We start from the raw sequence: 14,917 nt of genomic DNA, 5'->3' as shown, positions 1-14,917 counted from the left end.
ACCGCCCAAAGAAACGACGTATTCTGCGACGCAGCGAATTTCCCCTTGAACGTTCCGGCAAAAAATGTGCATCCCTGCGCAATAAAGTTGCGCAAGGAGACTCAAATGGACATGGCGACCCGACCGTTTCGGTCCGTCCTCTACATTCCCGCCTCCAAGGAGCGCGCGCTCGAAAAGGCGCGTTCGATGCCGGTCGACGCGATCATCTTCGACCTCGAGGACGCCGTCGCGCCGGAGGAGAAGCCGGCCGCCCGCGCCACGCTCGCCGAGGCTCTGAAAACGTCCTACGGCCAGCGCACCCGGATCGTGCGCATCAACGGGCTCGACACCGAGTGGGGTCTGGACGACGCAAAAGCGGCGGCCGCAATGGACTGCGACGCCATCCTCCTGCCCAAGGTGGAAACGACGTCGCAACTCGACCGCCTCGCGGAGATCACCGACAAACCCCTTTGGGCTATGATGGAAACGCCCATGGGCATGCTGAATGCCAGGGACATCGGCGCGCATCCCCGGCTGCAGGGCATGGTCATGGGCACCAACGACCTTGCCAAGGAACTCAACGCGCGCTTCCGCGCCGACCGCTTGCCGATGATCACCGGGTTGGGGCTTTGCGTGCTGGCGGCGAAGGCATTCGGGAAGGTCATTGTCGACGGCGTCTACAACGCCTTCAAGGACGACGAGGGACTGGCGGCCGAATGTGCGCAGGGCCGTGACTTGGGCATGGACGGCAAGACGCTGATCCATCCCGCACAGGTCGACATCACCAATGCCGCCTTCGCGCCTGACGAGAAGGAGATCGACCTCGCCCGCCGCCAGATCGAAGCCTACGAAGAGGCCAAGGCACAGGGGCAGGGCGTCGCGGTGGTCGACGGCAAGATCGTCGAGAACCTGCACGTCGAGACCGCGAAGAAGACCCTCGCAAAGGCGGAGGCCATTGCTGCGCTTGCAGGATAAGGGCAGGGTGCGCACCGACCAGGATGAGGAACTGAGCCATGCTTCTGCTGATTCTAGGTGTCGCGCTCTGGTGGGCCGCGCACCTCTTCAAACGCATAGCACCGGGTGTGCGCGAACCGATGGGCGACATGGGCAAGGGCGTCGTCGCGCTGGCGCTGGTCGTGTCCATCCTGCTGATGATCTTCGGCTACCGTATGGCAGATGGCGCCTTCTTTTGGGGGCGTCACCCGGCGACGGTCGGGATCAACAACCTCATCATGCTCTTCGCGCTCTACCTGACTTCGCCGGGGCCGAAGAAAGGCGCGCTGCTCTACAAGATGCGCCATCCGATGCTCACGGGGTTCCTGCTCTGGACGCTGGCGCACCTTCTGGTGAATGGCGACGTGCCGTCCTTCGTGCTGTTCGGCGGTCTGGGCCTCTGGGCCATCGTCGAGATGATCGTCATCAACCGTGCCGAGCCCGGCTGGGTCGCCCCGGCCAAAGGCAGCATCGCGAAGGACGCCATGTTCCTGGCGATCTCTCTCGTGCTGCTCGTGGTGATCGGTTATGTCCACGGGCTGATCGGCCCACCTGCATTCGGGTAAACTCATGAAACTCTATCGCTTCTTGTCCGAGGACGACACCTCGGCCTTCTGTCACAAGGTCACGGCCGCGCTGAATGCCGGCTGGGAACTGTACGGCACTCCTACCTATGCCTTTGACGCGGCCAATGGCGTCATGCGCTGCGGCCAGGCAGTCGTGAAGGAGGTGGACGGCACCTACACCCCCGACATCAAGCTGGGGGAGTACTGATGCAGAAGACCAACCCCGGGCGCTTCTTCGAGGATTACGAGGTCGGGCAGGTCATCGACCACGCCGTGCCGCGCACGGTGTCGGGCGGTGAGCGGGCGCTTTATCATGCGCTCTACCCCATGCGGCACGCGCTCTATTCCTCCGACGAGTTCGCGAAGGCCTGTGGCCTGGCCGGTGGTCCGCTCGACGATCTGGCGGCGTTCCACATCGTCTTCGGCAAGACGGTGCCGGATGTCTCGCTGAATGCCGTCGCGAACCTCGGCTATGCGGAAGGGCGGTGGCTGAAGCCGGTCTGGCCGGGCGACACGCTCCGCGCCTCGTCGGAAGTGATCGGTCTGAAGCAGAACTCCAATGGCCGGACCGGGGTGGTCTATGTGCATTCCAAAGGCTTCAACCAGCGCGACGAGTGCGTGATGGAGTACAAGCGCTGGGTCATGCTGAGAAAGCGCGACCTCGATGCCCCCGCACCTGAGGCGGATCTGCCGGATCTGAAATCCGTGCTGGATCCCGCGGACCTTGTGATCCCGGATGGATTGGATTTCACCAAGTACGATTACACCCTGGCGGGCGAACCGCACCGGCTTGGCGATTACGAGATCGGTGAAAAGATCGACCACGTCGACGGCGTGACGATCGAGGAAGCCGAGCACATGATGGCGACGCGGCTGTGGCAGAACACGTCCAAGGTGCACTTTGACGTGACGGCCCGCCCGGACCAGCGCCTGATCTACGGCGGCCACGTGATCTCCATGGCGCGGGCTCTGTCTTTCAACGGGCTCGCCAATGCGCAGATGATCGTCGGACTGAACGGCGGCGCACATGCCAATCCCTGTCTTGCAGGGAACACGGTCAAGGCGTGGTCCGAAGTGCTGGACAAGGCCGAGACCTCGGCGCCGGGTGTCGGAGCGATCCGTCTGAGGCTGGTGGCGACCAAGGGCGGCAATCCGTTCGAGCTCAAGGGGCCCGACGGTAAATACCTGCCCGACGTTCTGCTCGATCTGGATTACTGGGCGTTGATGCCGGTCTGAGGCCGTCGGATCGTGGGCCGGCTCTGTTCGCCGCGAGGGCGCAGGGCCACGCCGCCCGGATCACCTGAAAAAGCGCTGGTAAGTCACCGTGCCTCATCGAAGATCGGGGAAGCGGCAGAACGCCCCGGCGCCCTTTCCCGACCGAATCTCTCATGATCGCGACATGTGTATCGCCGGCGCCGCACCGCGGCGCCGTTACCGCCCAAACTGTGATCACACCCTTGCGGGCCGTGATCACAAAACTGAAAAATCCGCCTATTTGTGCCAAAAAACCGCGGTTTGCAGAGTGCAGCCCACGTGACAGCGCAGCAAAACCCACTAAAACGGGGGGCAACGGAATTCAACGCAAGGACATGACCATGGCCGACGTGAACCGGGGCAACCGCCCGCTATCGCCCTTCATGATCGGGCAGTACTACCGCCCGCAGATGACATCCATCTCGTCGATCATGGTGCGCATCACCGGCATCGCCTCGCTCGGTACCGCAGCTCTGCTGGTTCTCTGGCTGCTCTGCGCCGCCACCTCTCCGGATGCCTACGCCGTGGTGAACGGCATCCTGACCAGCTTCATCGGTGACATCCTCATGCTGCTGGCAAGCTGGGCCATCTGGTACCACATGCTCGGCCGCCTCCGTCACGTGATCTGGGACCTGGGCTACATGGTCGAGTTGGAGCCCTCCGAAATGATGGGCTGGATCATGTTCATCGGTGCCAGCGTCATGGCGATCTTTACCGCAATCGTGGTCTGAGGAGGAACGGTCATGCAATATCTCACGGATCGCAAACGCGCGCAGGGTCTCGGGTCGGGCCGCACCGGGACGCAGTTCCACAAGCGGATGCTGGTGACCTCCATGGCGCTTGTCGTGCTGGTGCCGCTCTTCGTCTTCAGCTTCGGCGTCGGTTTCGGCGGCAGCTTCGAGGACGTGCAGGCGTTCTTTTCCCGTCCGTTCCCCGCGATCATCACCGCCCTCATGTTGGTGGTCGGCGTGATCCACTTCAACGGCGAAGTGCAGGAAGCGATCGAGGACTATGTGCACGGCACCACCGGCAAGCTGCTGGCAGTTGCGGTGACGGCATTCTCCTACGTGCTGATCGCGGCGGGGCTGTTCGCGCTGGTCAAACTGGCGCTCTAACGACTTTTCGGGCGGTGCGACGGCCCCTTGCGGGTCTGGACGCGCGCCAAAGACACGAGGCTGACACATGGCTGCATACGAATACGAGACGCACGATTATGACGTCGTTGTCGTGGGGGCCGGCGGCGCCGGGCTGCGCGCCACGCTGGGCATGGCAGAGCAGGGGCTGAAAACCGCCTGCGTGACCAAGGTCTTCCCGACCCGCTCTCACACCGTCGCCGCACAGGGCGGCATCGCCGCGTCGCTGTCCAACATGGGCCCCGACAACTGGCAGTGGCACATGTACGACACGGTGAAGGGCTCCGACTGGCTGGGCGACACCGACGCCATGGAATACCTCGCCCGCGAGGCGCCGAAGGCGGTCTACGAGCTTGAGCACTACGGCGTCCCGTTCTCGCGCACCGAAGAGGGCAAGATCTATCAGCGTCCCTTCGGCGGCCACACCACCGAGTTCGGTGAAGGCCCGCCGGTGCAGCGCACCTGTGCCGCCGCCGACCGGACCGGCCATGCGATCCTGCACACGCTCTATGGCCAGTCGGTCAAGAACAACGCGGAATTCTACGTCGAGTACTTCGCCATCGACCTCCTGATGGAGGACGGCGTCTGCACCGGCGTCCTGACCTGGAAACTGGACGACGGCACCTTCCACGTCTTCAACGCGAAGATGGTCGTGCTGGCCACCGGCGGCTATGGCCGGGCCTACTTCTCCGCCACCTCCGCACACACCTGCACGGGTGATGGCGGCGGCATGGTGGCCCGCGCGGGCCTGCCGCTGCAGGATATGGAGTTCGTCCAGTTCCACCCCACCGGCATCTACGGCTCTGGCTGCCTGATCACCGAGGGTGCGCGCGGCGAGGGCGGCTACCTGACCAACTCCGAGGGCGAGCGCTTCATGGAGCGCTATGCACCGACCTACAAGGACCTTGCGCCGCGCGATTACGTCTCCCGCTCCATGACCATGGAGATCCGCGAGGGCCGGGGCGTTGGCAAGGACGGCGACCACATCCACCTGAACCTCAGCCACCTGCCCGCAGAGGCGCTGGCCGAGCGTCTGCCGGGCATCTCTGAATCCGCCAAGATCTTTGCCGGTGTCGACGTCACGAAAGAGCCGATCCCGGTTCTGCCGACGGTGCACTACAACATGGGCGGCATTCCGACCAACTACTGGGGCGAAGTGCTGAACCCGACCGAAGAGAACCCGACCGCCGTGGTTCCGGGCCTGATGGCCGTGGGCGAGGCAGGCTGCGCCTCGGTGCACGGCGCCAACCGTCTCGGCTCCAACTCGCTGATCGACCTTGTGGTCTTCGGACGTGCGGCGGCGATCCGTGCCGGCAAGGTGGTTGATCGCGACGCGGCAATCCCCACGGCGCCGAAGGCACAGATCGACAAGGCGTTCGACCGCTTCGATGGCCTGCGTTACGCGCAGGGCGGCACGTCGACCGCCGAGCTGCGTCTGGAAATGCAGAAGACCATGCAAGCCGACGCCGCGGTGTTCCGCACCTCCAAGACGCTCGAGGAAGGCGTCGAGAAGATGACCGCCATCGCCGGCAAGATCGACGACCTGCGGGTGACCGACACGTCGCTGATCTGGAACTCCGACCTGATGGAGACGCTGGAGCTGACCAACCTCATGCCCAACGCATTGGCGACCATCGTCGGTGCGGAGGCCCGCAAGGAATCGCGCGGCGCCCATGCGCATGAGGACTTCGCCGAGCGTGACGACGAAAACTGGCGCGTGCACACCGTGGCGCGCGTTTCTGGAAACGCCGTCGATCTGTCCTACCGTCCTGTGATTGTTGATCCGCTGACCGCCGAGGACGAAGGTGGCATCAGCCTCAAGAAAATCGCACCAAAGGCGAGGACATTCTGATGCGACACCTGGCAATCTACACCGCGGCTTTCACGGCCCTCGCGGCGCCCGCTCTGGCCAACGGATACGGTCAGGGCACCGCAGTTCAGGATTGCCAGGCATACGCAAACGGCGTGGGGTTCTCCGGGGCCAAGAGCGGATATGCCGCTGAATACCAGGCCGCCTACGATTCGTGCCTTGCGCGGTACAGCGGCGGATATGCGGGCTACATCCCGTCGCCGCACCGCAACCGGGCGCGGATCACCGCAACCTGCCCGCCGGGCGCACCGAAAATGTACCGGGGAACGCTCTATTGTCTCAACTGATGTTCAAGGCCGCCGCAGGGCTGTCTCTGGCCGTGGCGCTTGGTGCGTGCACGCCGCAGGCGCAGGACGCCGTGGCACGTGAAGCCGCGCGTTCGACCGTCTCCCGTGTGGTCGTCAACCGCTTCCCCGGGGTGCCCGTGCAGCCCGCCATCGATTGCGTGATCGACAATGCCGAGGCAGCGCAGATCTACGCGCTGGCGGCCGATACCGTCGGCGGCCCGACCGAAAGCTCGGTCCAGATCGTCACCCAGATCGTCTCGAAACCCGAGACCGTAACCTGCCTGGCGACCAAAGGCCTGCCAGCCCTGCTTCGATAAGGAGAGAGAGATGGTTCAATTCACGCTCCCCAAGAACTCCAAGATCCGCACCGGCAAGACCTGGCCGAAGCCGGAAGGGGCGACCAACGTCCGGGCGTTCAAGATCTACCGCTGGAACCCCGACGACGGGGAGAACCCGCGCGTCGACACCTACTTCCTGAACATGGACGAATGCGGCCCGATGGTTCTGGACGCACTCATCAAGATCAAGAACGAGGTCGATCCGACGCTGACCTTCCGCCGCTCCTGTCGCGAAGGCATCTGCGGGTCCTGCGCGATGAACATCGACGGGATCAACACGCTGGCCTGCATCTACGGTCTCGACGAGATCGACGGCGAGGTGAAGATCTACCCGCTGCCGCACATGCCGGTGGTAAAGGACCTGATCCCCGACCTGACGCACTTCTACGCGCAGCACGCATCGATCATGCCGTGGCTGGAGACGAAGACCAACCGCCCGGCGAAGGAGTGGAGGCAGTCCATCGAGGACCGCAAGAAACTCGACGGCCTCTATGAGTGCGTGATGTGCGCGTCTTGCTCCACGGCATGCCCGTCCTACTGGTGGAACGGCGACAAGTACCTCGGCCCCGCAGCGCTGCTGCATGCCTATCGCTGGATTATCGACTCCCGCGATGAGGCCACGGGCGAGCGTCTGGACCAGCTTGAGGACCCCTTCAAGCTGTACCGCTGCCACACCATCATGAACTGCACCAAGACCTGCCCGAAAGGTCTGAACCCGGCGAAGGCCATCGCCGAGATCAAGAAGATGATGCTGGAACGCGCGGTCTGACGACCGACTTTCTGCAGGCACAACAGCCCGGAGCAGCCTGAAGTGCTGGTCCGGGCTTATTCGTGCCGTGTCGCGGTTTGGCAGGGGCCGTCCGACGCTGCACAGGTTCAAAGACCGGGAAAGCGGCGCCGGGTTTCAGGTAAGTTCGCTTGAACGGGGACGTGCCCGATGCACCGAAAATTTGTGCCTGATATGGTCGAAGAGCCAAGCCAGGTTGACTTGAGTCATGACCCGACCCGCTAAAGATGTTATAGTAAATGCGATATCTGGAAGGGAGAGAATCGATGGACATGATCCGCGACGGCCTCTCCGGGGGCCATCAAGACAACACGCAAGACAAGCAGACCGACGCCCGTGAGGGCACGGCGCGCGACGACCGTTTCGTTCGCCTGAAACCGGAGTCGCGACGGGTTCCGCACCCGGGACCGGCGCGTTTCGACGACTGTCCGAAATCGGCGATGCGGTTTGCCTTGGGTCGTGACTAGAACTCCGGCCTCACGTTCGGAAAACCATGAGGGTGCCCCTGCGGCACCCTTTTTCGTTCCCCATCAAGGCCATGACCTCTGTGCATGGCGTGTTTGACCAAAGGGGGGATGTCGCTGCGGTGCAGAAGGCGTATCTGGGCGGCACGGGAGGAACCACGACAAGAAAGGTCATTCCCATGGCGAACGTCCGCCCCCTGAAAGAACAGCAACCCACCAAGGCACAAGCCGCGCTGGCCGTTCTGGACGAGGCATGGTCCTACTACATGCCCGAAAAGCGCATCGTCGCGCTGACCCCGGACTACGAAGACCTGCCGCTGGCAAGCTGACATGACACATTCGGCCAGGCGTCACGCGCGGAGCTAACCTTTGCGCGTGACGTAAAGGGTGAATACACCCTTGCGTTGAGTTTTTCCGCGAGTCGTGGCATGATCGCCTCACCTATTTTCAGGGAGGCATTTACAATGACGATGACACGCAGACGGGCCTTGTCGCTCGGATCCGCAGGGCTTTTCGCAACAACCGTTCCCCTTGCCACATGGATGCACGGCGCGCGCGCCGAATACATGCGGACGCGCTACGACGCGGCCTCGCCCGAGGGCAAGGAGATGCTTGGCATCTACGCCAGCGCCGTGGGCCAGATGAAAACGCGGGAGCCGTCCGACCCGACCTCGTGGCAATTCCAGTTCTTCACCCATTGGATGGATGAGCAGAAGGCAGCGGCGATCGACCGGATCTACGGACCGGATGTCTCGCCCGAGAAGATGGCGGCTGAGGCGATGTGGAACACTTGCCGCGGTCACATCACCTGGGCGAGCCAGGCCGATTTCTTCGTCCCGTGGCACAGGATGTACGTCCTCTACCTCGAAAAGATCGTGCGGCAGGTGTCTGGCGAGGACGATTTCACGCTGCCCTACTGGAACTACACCGACCCGGCGAGCCTCGCCATTCCCGAAGAGTTCCGCGATCCCGCGTCGCCCCTGTTCGTCGCCGACCGCAACCCGGGCATCAACGATGGAACCGCCGTGATGAACGGCCTGTCACTCGCATTCATGTCGCGCACGGCCTACCTCGGGCAGATCGGGTTCAACCGGACGCTGGACAACAACCCGCACGGCGCGGTGCATGTCATGGTCGGCACGACCACCAACATGGGCAACGTGCCGACCGCCGCCAATGACCCGGTGTTCTGGGTGCACCACGCACAGATCGACCGCTGCTGGGCAAGCTGGAACGCGGCGGGCAACGCGAACCCGACGGATGCCGCGTGGACCGACCAGGAATTCCAGTTCTACGATCCGGTCGAAAACCAACTGGTGTCTGTGCCGTCAGGCAGCGTAACGACGACGGAGGAGCTGGGCTACGGCTACCAGGACCTGATCCCGGCGCCTGCGCCGCTGACTGCCATGGTGGAACGCGACAAGCTGATCGAAAGCGCTCCGATGGTCCTGGCCGCGGCGGAGGACGTGCCCCTGACCGCAAGTGTCGACACCGGGCCCGTCAAGCTGGGGGCGGAACCCGTCACCGCCCGCGTCGCCGCGCCAGAGCAGAGCCTCGCGCTCGGAGGGCCGTCCGACACGCGGCTGTACCTTGTCATCGGATCGCTCGCGACAGAGGTCCAGCCGGGCGTCGTCTACGACGTGTACCTCGGTGGACCGGAGGTGGCCCGGGAGCAGCGGGAAGAATGGCTTGTGGGCCAGATCCACTTCTTCAACGCCACCGCTTCGGTGGAGGAGGCGGAAAAGACCGACGCCGTCTTTGCCTTCGACGTGACGGATCACATGGCGGTCCTGACGGCCGAAGCCACGGACGGATTGCCCGCGCCGCAGGTCACCTTCGCCCCGGCTGGGACGCCCGTCGAAGACGCGGAGCCGCTCGTCGGCGACATCCGTTTCGTCGAGGAATAGACAGGGACGGCGCACCCCGGGCAGGCCGATGACCGGGCCTGCCCGCCAACAGCTCAAATACTTCCAAACGGCTGCGTTCCGCGGTAGGGCAGGGCATGTTCGTCCCGATCCTGCTTGTCGTCGCGTTTGTCCTGCTGCTGATCTTCAACCGGCCAGAGACGCGTCTGTGCCGCTGGCGTGAATTCCGTGAAACGGATGACGTGCGCTGGACATGCGTGCACTGTGGCGCCACGGTGAGCCTGCCGCGGGGACAGCGCCCGCAGACCTGCTATCGCCAAGGACGCGCCTGATGACCAGTCCAGAGACCGAGACGGTCGAACCGACGGAATTGTCCTTCGTCTGTCCGCCGGAGCTGGCGGGCCACATCCCGTTCCCGACCCCCGCAGCGCAACACGTCCCCGACTGGTTCCGCAAGCTGCCGATGGAGCTGGAGATGCCGGGCGCCGATGGGCTGCCTTGGAAGACCATGAGCGCCTGCCTACCCGTGCATGATGCCTTTGCCCTGGGTTGGGTGCTGCCGACGCCCTTCGACCTTGGCGTCGGACGCGACGAGGACGGGCGGCTCATCTTCCAGTGGCCGGAGAACGTGCCCTTCGCCCCGGTCGAGCTGATGAACCCGGCGCAGATCGGCGCAGACAAACCGCCTTTCCGGAACGTCTTGCCGCTGAAGTTCGTGAATCCGTGGCGGGTCAAGCTGCCGCCGGGCTGGTCCGCGGCCTTCCTGCACCCGCTCAATCATTTCGAGCTGCCCTTCCGCATCTTCGACGCAGTTGTCGACTGCGACGTGTTGCACAAACCGGTCGACATTCCCTTCCGCTGGACCGCCGCCGAGGAGCAGGTCCTTTTGCCAGCCGGCACGCCCATGGTGCAGGTTGTGCCGTTCGAGCGCCGGCTGGCCCCGCCGCACGCCGACATCCGCGCCGAGACACCGGAGGAGACAGCGGAACGCGAAGCCGCCTCCCGAACCAAACCCGGAGAGCCGTCCGACTACGTTCGAAAGTGGGTCAGGCGCCACGAAACCGAGGGTACATGATGAACGCTCCCGAAGATGCCGAGGCGCGCCGCGCCGTTCCTCCGGTCATATGTTACCCGACAGACACGCTGCCACAGCCGGACCTTGCGCTTTACACGGCTGCCTTGGGATCTGCGCGGGTGACGCACCGTGTCACCGCCCCGCCGCGCGACGCCTGCGCGTTCGAGGTGCCCGCCGGCCATTTCTTTCGCATCACGTGCCCCGAGGCCCCGCAGGTCGGTGACCTGAACCTGTGGAACGCCAACGATCTCGGCGAGCGGTTCTTCTCGGGCAAGACGCGGGCGCTGCACGGCACGCACGTCTCGACGGGCGACCGGCTCTGGTCCGTGCTGCCCTATCTGCGGCCCATGGCGACCATCGTCGCGGACACGCTGGACTGGTACGGCATCGACGCATTCGGCGGGTCGGTCCATGACGTAATCGGCACGCGGTGCGACCCCTACACCCATGCGCTGCTGTCAGGCGGGGCCTATCATCATTGCTGTCATTCCAACCTGACACGTGCATTGGCCGATGCCCGTGTCAGGTTGGAATGACAGCAATGATGATAGGCCCCGCCTGACACGTGCATTGGCCGATGCCCGTGATTTGCCACTGGTAGAGGCGGAACGTCACGTCCACGATGTCCTGAATGTCTTCATGTGCACGGGCTTCACCCGCGACACCGGGCAGTATTTCATGAAGGCGTCACCCGTGCGCCCCGGGGATTCCCTGACATTCTTTGCGGAAATCGATCTGCTCGGCGCTCTCAGCGCTTGCCCGGGAGGGGATTGCGGATCGGAGCACAGTTCCGACACGGCCCGTTGCGCACCGCTGGATGTCGAAATCCTGGCGCCTGCCGAAAACAGTCTGAATGGATGGGTGGCGCCTTCGGCCAATGGCTATGACCGCAGCCACGGACGGTGAACTCCACCCGGGCCGCCTTGGCCCGGATGGACTCTCTTTTCAGGAAAACGCGGCTTCGAGCGCGATTTCGACCATGTCGCCAAAACTGCGCTCCCGGTCTTCGGACGGCAGCGCCTCATGCGTCAGAAGGTGATCGGACACGGTCAGAACCGCCAGCGCCCGCACACCGTGCCGGGCCGCCAGAGTGTAGAGTTCCGCCGCTTCCATTTCGACGCCGAGAATGCCATGGCGAACCATCTGATCATTCAGATCCGGCCTTTCGTCGTAGAAAACGTCTGACGAATAGATGCCTCCGACATGCACTCCGCAATCCTTGGCGCGCGCCGCAGAGACGGCTTTTTCCAATAGGCCGAAATCCGCGCATGGCGCGAAATTCAATTCGCGAAAGATGCCGCGTGAAGGGGTCGAAAGAGTAGACGCCGTCATCGCAACGATCACATCGCGAATCTTGACGCTATTCTGCATCGCCCCGCAGGAACCGATCCGGATCAAGGTTTTCGCACCATAATCCCGGATCAATTCGTTCGCGTAGATCGAAAGGCTGGGCATACCCATGCCCGACCCTTGTATCGTGACGCGATGGCCTTTCCATGTGCCGGTGTAGCCCAGCATGCCGCGCACACGGTTCACGCATTGCGCATCTTCAAGAAAGGTCTGCGCAGCCCATTCCGCACGAAGCGGATCGCCGGGCATCAGGACCGTTTCGGCGATCTCGCCCGGTGCGGCTCCGATATGGATAGTCATTGTAAAACGCCTGGTTGCCTGAAAGTCAAAGCGCCATATCTTCCAGCGACTTGCCTTCGTTCAGCGCCTCGATCAGCCAGTTCGGCTTGCGCCCGCGTCCCGTCCAGGTCTGCGACGGATCTGCGGGATTGGCGTATTTCGGCGCGCTCTTCGAGCCTTTCGGCCCGGCCGTCATGACGTCTTCAAGGGAGAAGCCATATTCCTTCGCTGCCTGTTCGGCAGCGCGTTTGGCTTCTGCCATGCGACGTGCATCGACAGTCCTCAGCGCCTTTTGTGCATCGGAAACCAGTTTCTGTAACTCGTCACGGGAAAGAGACTCCAGATCAACATTCATAGCCAAGCCCTTTATCCGTTGGTGGTTGGTAACCCGCAGCTCATAATTCTATTGTGAATGAACTGCAAGTCGAGGTTAGGGTATGCAATGTAAACCAACTGTTAACAAGTAGGGATGACCGGAAATAGACTTATAGGTAGGAATTCGGCAATAGACACAATTTCAGAATTAAATTCGGAAATTGCCTCTCATTGGCGTCAATTCTCTGGAGGCAGTCTGGTCAGAATTCTGATTTTCTCGGGTCTGTATCCAGAAAGAAAAACGGCCAAGCACAAGGCTTGGCCGTCAACGTTTTCAGCGTAACTTACTCTGCCGCGACGGACTGCGGATCCACCAGTGTCACGATGTCTTTCATGATCGTGTTCAGTGCAAAGTCCTTTGGAGTATAGACCCGCGCGACCCCCATCGCCTTGAGACGCACTGCGTCTTCCTCGGGAATGATGCCGCCGACAATTACGGGCAGATCGCCCAGTCCCGCAGCCCGAAGCCGGTTCATCACGTCCTCGACCAGGGGAATATGCGACCCCGACAGGATCGACAGGCCGACCACATGCGCGCCCTGCTGGGCAGCGGTGACGATCTGTTCCGGCGTCAGGCGAATGCCCTCGTAGTCGATTTCCATCCCGCAGTCGCGTGCGCGGAAGGCGATCTGTTCGGCGCCGTTCGAATGCCCGTCGAGACCCGGCTTGCCGACAAGGAAGCGCATACGACGGCCCAGACGGTCAGACACGGCGTCCACCATGGCGCGCAGATCGTCGAGGCCCTCGGTCTTGTTGGACACGGCGCGCGAGACACCCGTCGGCCCGCGGAATTCGCCGTGGACGGCGCGCATCTCACCCGCCCATTCGCCGGTGGTCACGCCCGCCTTCGCGCATTCGATCGAGGCAGGGACGACGTTCTCCCCCTTCTGCGCGGCGGACCGCAGCCTGGCCAGCGCGCTCCTCACCACCTCCGCGTCACGTTCGTTGCGCCATTCGGCGAGGCGCGCCTTCTGGTCTTCCTCCACCGCCGGATCGACGGTCATGATGCCGCCGTCCTCGCCCATCAGCGGCGATGGCTCGGTCTGCTGCCAGCGGTTCACCCCGACGACGATGGTTTCTTCGCGCTCGATCCGGTTCAGGCGTTCGGCGTTTGAGTCCACCAGACGCCCCTTCATATACTCGATGGCGCTGATCGCGCCCCCCATCGAGTCGATGTTCGCAAGTTCCGCCCGGGCGCCTTCCTTCAGCGCCTCGACCTTCGCATCCACCGCCGGGTTGCCGTCGAACAGGTCGCCGTATTCCAGGAGGTCGGTTTCATAGGCCAGGATCTGCTGCATCCGCATGGACCACTGCTGATCCCAGGGGCGCGGCAGGCCGAGCGCCTCGTTCCACGCGGGCAATTGGACGGCGCGGGCCCGGGCGCGTTTCGACAGGGTTACGGCCAGCATCTCGATCAGGATGCGGTAGACGTTGTTCTCCGGCTGCTGTTCCGTCAGCCCGAGCGAGTTCACCTGCACGCCATAGCGGAAGCGGCGCATCTTGGGGTCATCGACACCGTAGCGCTCCTGCAGGATCTCGTCCCAGAGGTCGACAAAGGCGCGCATCTTGCACATCTCGGTGACGAAACGGATGCCAGCGTTCACGAAGAAGGAGATCCGCCCGCAGACGCCCGGGAAATCCTCAGGCGCGATCCGGCCCTTCAACTCGTCCAGCACCGCGACGGCGGTGGCCAGCGCGAAGGCCAGTTCCTGTTCCGGCGTCGCACCCGCTTCCTGCAGGTGGTAGGAGCAGACGTTCATCGGGTTCCATTTCGGGACGTGCTTGTAGCAGTACTCCGCCACGTCGCCGATCATCTTCAGAGAGGGCTTCGGCGGGCAGATATAGGTCCCGCGCGACAGGTATTCCTTGATGAGATCGTTCTGCACGGTGCCCTGCAGCTTCGAGACATCGGCGCCCTGTTCCTCCGCCACCGCGATATAGAGCGCCAGAAGCCAGGGCGCCGTCGCGTTGATGGTCATGGAGGTGTTCATCTGTTCGAGGGGAATGTCCTTGAACAGGGCCCGCATGTCGCCGAGGTGGCAGACCGGAACACCCACTTTGCCCACTTCGCCCCGGGACAGAATGTGATCGCTGTCGTAGCCGGTCTGGGTCGGCAGGTCGAAGGCCACCGACAACCCGGTCTGCCCCTTCGCGAGGTTGGAGCGATAGAGCGCGTTCGACGCCTCTGCCGTGGAGTGGCCGGCGTAGGTGCGGATCAGCCACGGGCGGTCGGCTTGATGAGCGGGCGCGCTCTTCGGTGTGTCGCTTTTGGCGGTCTCGGTCATCGGGGCCTCCTTCGTGG

General features: G+C 63.3%; 18 protein-coding genes and 1 pseudogene. 16 read left to right on the top strand and 3 right to left on the bottom strand.

Annotation, left to right across the window (positions count from 1 at the left end):
* Positions 1-105: 105 nt before the first annotated feature.
* The 16 genes and pseudogenes from ACU0DV_RS08445 to ACU0DV_RS08370 all read left to right on the top strand — a co-directional run bounded on the left by ACU0DV_RS08445 (position 106) and on the right by ACU0DV_RS08370 (position 11,517).
* Complete coding sequence (locus ACU0DV_RS08445) at positions 106-954, top strand: HpcH/HpaI aldolase/citrate lyase family protein (RefSeq protein WP_446241319.1); 849 nt, start codon at positions 106-108, stop codon at positions 952-954.
* Positions 955-992: 38 nt separating this feature from the next.
* The gene (locus tag ACU0DV_RS08440) at positions 993-1,538 is read left to right on the top strand and encodes an NnrU family protein (RefSeq protein WP_446241318.1); all 546 of its coding nucleotides are present in this window, start codon (positions 993-995) and stop codon (positions 1,536-1,538) included.
* A gap of 4 nt (positions 1,539-1,542) precedes the next feature.
* Positions 1,543-1,746: a DUF1737 domain-containing protein gene (locus ACU0DV_RS08435; RefSeq protein WP_446241317.1), complete on the top strand. Its 204-nt coding sequence runs from the start codon at positions 1,543-1,545 to the stop codon at positions 1,744-1,746.
* Positions 1,746-2,774: a MaoC family dehydratase gene (locus ACU0DV_RS08430; RefSeq protein WP_446241316.1), complete on the top strand. Its 1,029-nt coding sequence runs from the start codon at positions 1,746-1,748 to the stop codon at positions 2,772-2,774. Before ACU0DV_RS08435 ends, ACU0DV_RS08430 begins: the two co-directional genes overlap by 1 nt.
* A 359-nt stretch (positions 2,775-3,133) precedes the next feature.
* Positions 3,134-3,523 carry a succinate dehydrogenase, cytochrome b556 subunit gene (sdhC, locus tag ACU0DV_RS08425; RefSeq protein WP_100927639.1) on the top strand — a complete coding sequence of 130 codons (390 nt, stop codon included), beginning with the start codon at positions 3,134-3,136 and terminating at the stop codon, positions 3,521-3,523.
* 12 nt (positions 3,524-3,535) lie between these two features.
* Positions 3,536-3,907: a succinate dehydrogenase, hydrophobic membrane anchor protein gene (gene sdhD, locus ACU0DV_RS08420; RefSeq protein WP_283982505.1), complete on the top strand. Its 372-nt coding sequence runs from the start codon at positions 3,536-3,538 to the stop codon at positions 3,905-3,907.
* Between the two features lie 67 nt (positions 3,908-3,974).
* Positions 3,975-5,777, top strand: a complete 1,803-nt coding sequence (gene sdhA / locus ACU0DV_RS08415; protein WP_446241315.1) for a succinate dehydrogenase flavoprotein subunit — start codon at positions 3,975-3,977, stop codon at positions 5,775-5,777.
* Positions 5,777-6,082, top strand: coding sequence for a hypothetical protein (locus ACU0DV_RS08410; protein WP_100927636.1), 306 nt, complete (start codon positions 5,777-5,779; stop codon positions 6,080-6,082). Before sdhA ends, ACU0DV_RS08410 begins: the two co-directional genes overlap by 1 nt.
* Positions 6,070-6,399 carry a hypothetical protein gene (locus ACU0DV_RS08405; RefSeq protein ID WP_254698337.1) on the top strand — a complete coding sequence of 110 codons (330 nt, stop codon included), beginning with the start codon at positions 6,070-6,072 and terminating at the stop codon, positions 6,397-6,399. Before ACU0DV_RS08410 ends, ACU0DV_RS08405 begins: the two co-directional genes overlap by 13 nt.
* A 10-nt stretch (positions 6,400-6,409) precedes the next feature.
* Positions 6,410-7,189: a succinate dehydrogenase iron-sulfur subunit gene (locus ACU0DV_RS08400; RefSeq protein ID WP_100927634.1), complete on the top strand. Its 780-nt coding sequence runs from the start codon at positions 6,410-6,412 to the stop codon at positions 7,187-7,189.
* A 284-nt stretch (positions 7,190-7,473) separates the two neighbouring features.
* Positions 7,474-7,674 carry a hypothetical protein gene (locus ACU0DV_RS08395; RefSeq protein ID WP_446241314.1) on the top strand — a complete coding sequence of 67 codons (201 nt, stop codon included), beginning with the start codon at positions 7,474-7,476 and terminating at the stop codon, positions 7,672-7,674.
* Between the two features lie 176 nt (positions 7,675-7,850).
* Positions 7,851-8,000, top strand: a complete 150-nt coding sequence (locus ACU0DV_RS08390; RefSeq protein ID WP_157814918.1) for a hypothetical protein — start codon at positions 7,851-7,853, stop codon at positions 7,998-8,000.
* A gap of 135 nt (positions 8,001-8,135) precedes the next feature.
* Entirely contained in the window at positions 8,136-9,578 is a 1,443-nt protein-coding gene (locus tag ACU0DV_RS08385) for a tyrosinase family protein (RefSeq protein ID WP_446269797.1), read from the top strand.
* 95 nt (positions 9,579-9,673) lie between these two features.
* A complete protein-coding gene (locus tag ACU0DV_RS08380; RefSeq protein ID WP_370287172.1) occupies positions 9,674-9,868 on the top strand; it encodes a hypothetical protein in 195 nt (64 codons plus the stop codon).
* A complete protein-coding gene (locus ACU0DV_RS08375) occupies positions 9,868-10,611 on the top strand; it encodes a hypothetical protein (protein ID WP_446241312.1) in 744 nt (247 codons plus the stop codon). The genes ACU0DV_RS08380 and ACU0DV_RS08375 overlap by 1 nt, the downstream gene beginning before the upstream one ends.
* Positions 10,608-11,517: pseudogene (locus ACU0DV_RS08370) on the top strand (urea carboxylase-associated family protein). The gene ACU0DV_RS08375 and the pseudogene ACU0DV_RS08370 overlap by 4 nt, the downstream one beginning before the upstream one ends.
* A 39-nt stretch (positions 11,518-11,556) precedes the next feature.
* Here the strand turns inward: ACU0DV_RS08370 and deoD are convergent.
* From deoD to ACU0DV_RS08355, 3 genes are all read right to left on the bottom strand, one after another.
* Positions 11,557-12,261 (bottom strand): purine-nucleoside phosphorylase, encoded by a 705-nt coding sequence (deoD, locus tag ACU0DV_RS08365; RefSeq protein WP_100927628.1) that lies wholly within the window; start codon positions 12,259-12,261, stop codon positions 11,557-11,559.
* Positions 12,262-12,286: 25 nt separating this feature from the next.
* Entirely contained in the window at positions 12,287-12,595 is a 309-nt protein-coding gene (locus tag ACU0DV_RS08360; protein ID WP_100927627.1) for an H-NS histone family protein, read from the bottom strand.
* Between the two features lie 304 nt (positions 12,596-12,899).
* The gene (locus ACU0DV_RS08355) at positions 12,900-14,900 is read right to left on the bottom strand and encodes a methylmalonyl-CoA mutase family protein (protein WP_446241311.1); all 2,001 of its coding nucleotides are present in this window, start codon (positions 14,898-14,900) and stop codon (positions 12,900-12,902) included.
* Between the last annotated feature and the right edge of the window lie 17 nt (positions 14,901-14,917).

The sequence above is a fragment of the Sagittula sp. genome (genome assembly GCF_052825245.1).
This window is presented reverse-complemented; position numbering and strand designations above follow the sequence as displayed.

Coding starts and splice junctions, on each gene's coding strand:
- ACU0DV_RS08445 (WP_446241319.1), top strand. CDS start 106: ATGGACATGGCGACCCGACCGTTTCGGTCCGTCCTCTACATTCCCGCC.
- ACU0DV_RS08440 (WP_446241318.1), top strand. CDS start 993: ATGCTTCTGCTGATTCTAGGTGTCGCGCTCTGGTGGGCCGCGCACCTC.
- ACU0DV_RS08435 (WP_446241317.1), top strand. CDS start 1,543: ATGAAACTCTATCGCTTCTTGTCCGAGGACGACACCTCGGCCTTCTGT.
- ACU0DV_RS08430 (WP_446241316.1), top strand. CDS start 1,746: ATGCAGAAGACCAACCCCGGGCGCTTCTTCGAGGATTACGAGGTCGGG.
- sdhC (WP_100927639.1), top strand. CDS start 3,134: ATGGCCGACGTGAACCGGGGCAACCGCCCGCTATCGCCCTTCATGATC.
- sdhD (WP_283982505.1), top strand. CDS start 3,536: ATGCAATATCTCACGGATCGCAAACGCGCGCAGGGTCTCGGGTCGGGC.
- sdhA (WP_446241315.1), top strand. CDS start 3,975: ATGGCTGCATACGAATACGAGACGCACGATTATGACGTCGTTGTCGTG.
- ACU0DV_RS08410 (WP_100927636.1), top strand. CDS start 5,777: ATGCGACACCTGGCAATCTACACCGCGGCTTTCACGGCCCTCGCGGCG.
- ACU0DV_RS08400 (WP_100927634.1), top strand. CDS start 6,410: ATGGTTCAATTCACGCTCCCCAAGAACTCCAAGATCCGCACCGGCAAG.
- ACU0DV_RS08395 (WP_446241314.1), top strand. CDS start 7,474: ATGGACATGATCCGCGACGGCCTCTCCGGGGGCCATCAAGACAACACG.
- ACU0DV_RS08390 (WP_157814918.1), top strand. CDS start 7,851: ATGGCGAACGTCCGCCCCCTGAAAGAACAGCAACCCACCAAGGCACAA.
- ACU0DV_RS08385 (WP_446269797.1), top strand. CDS start 8,136: ATGACGATGACACGCAGACGGGCCTTGTCGCTCGGATCCGCAGGGCTT.
- ACU0DV_RS08380 (WP_370287172.1), top strand. CDS start 9,674: ATGTTCGTCCCGATCCTGCTTGTCGTCGCGTTTGTCCTGCTGCTGATC.
- ACU0DV_RS08375 (WP_446241312.1), top strand. CDS start 9,868: ATGACCAGTCCAGAGACCGAGACGGTCGAACCGACGGAATTGTCCTTC.
- deoD (WP_100927628.1), bottom strand. CDS start 12,261: ATGACTATCCATATCGGAGCCGCACCGGGCGAGATCGCCGAAACGGTC.
- ACU0DV_RS08360 (WP_100927627.1), bottom strand. CDS start 12,595: ATGAATGTTGATCTGGAGTCTCTTTCCCGTGACGAGTTACAGAAACTG.
- ACU0DV_RS08355 (WP_446241311.1), bottom strand. CDS start 14,900: ATGACCGAGACCGCCAAAAGCGACACACCGAAGAGCGCGCCCGCTCAT.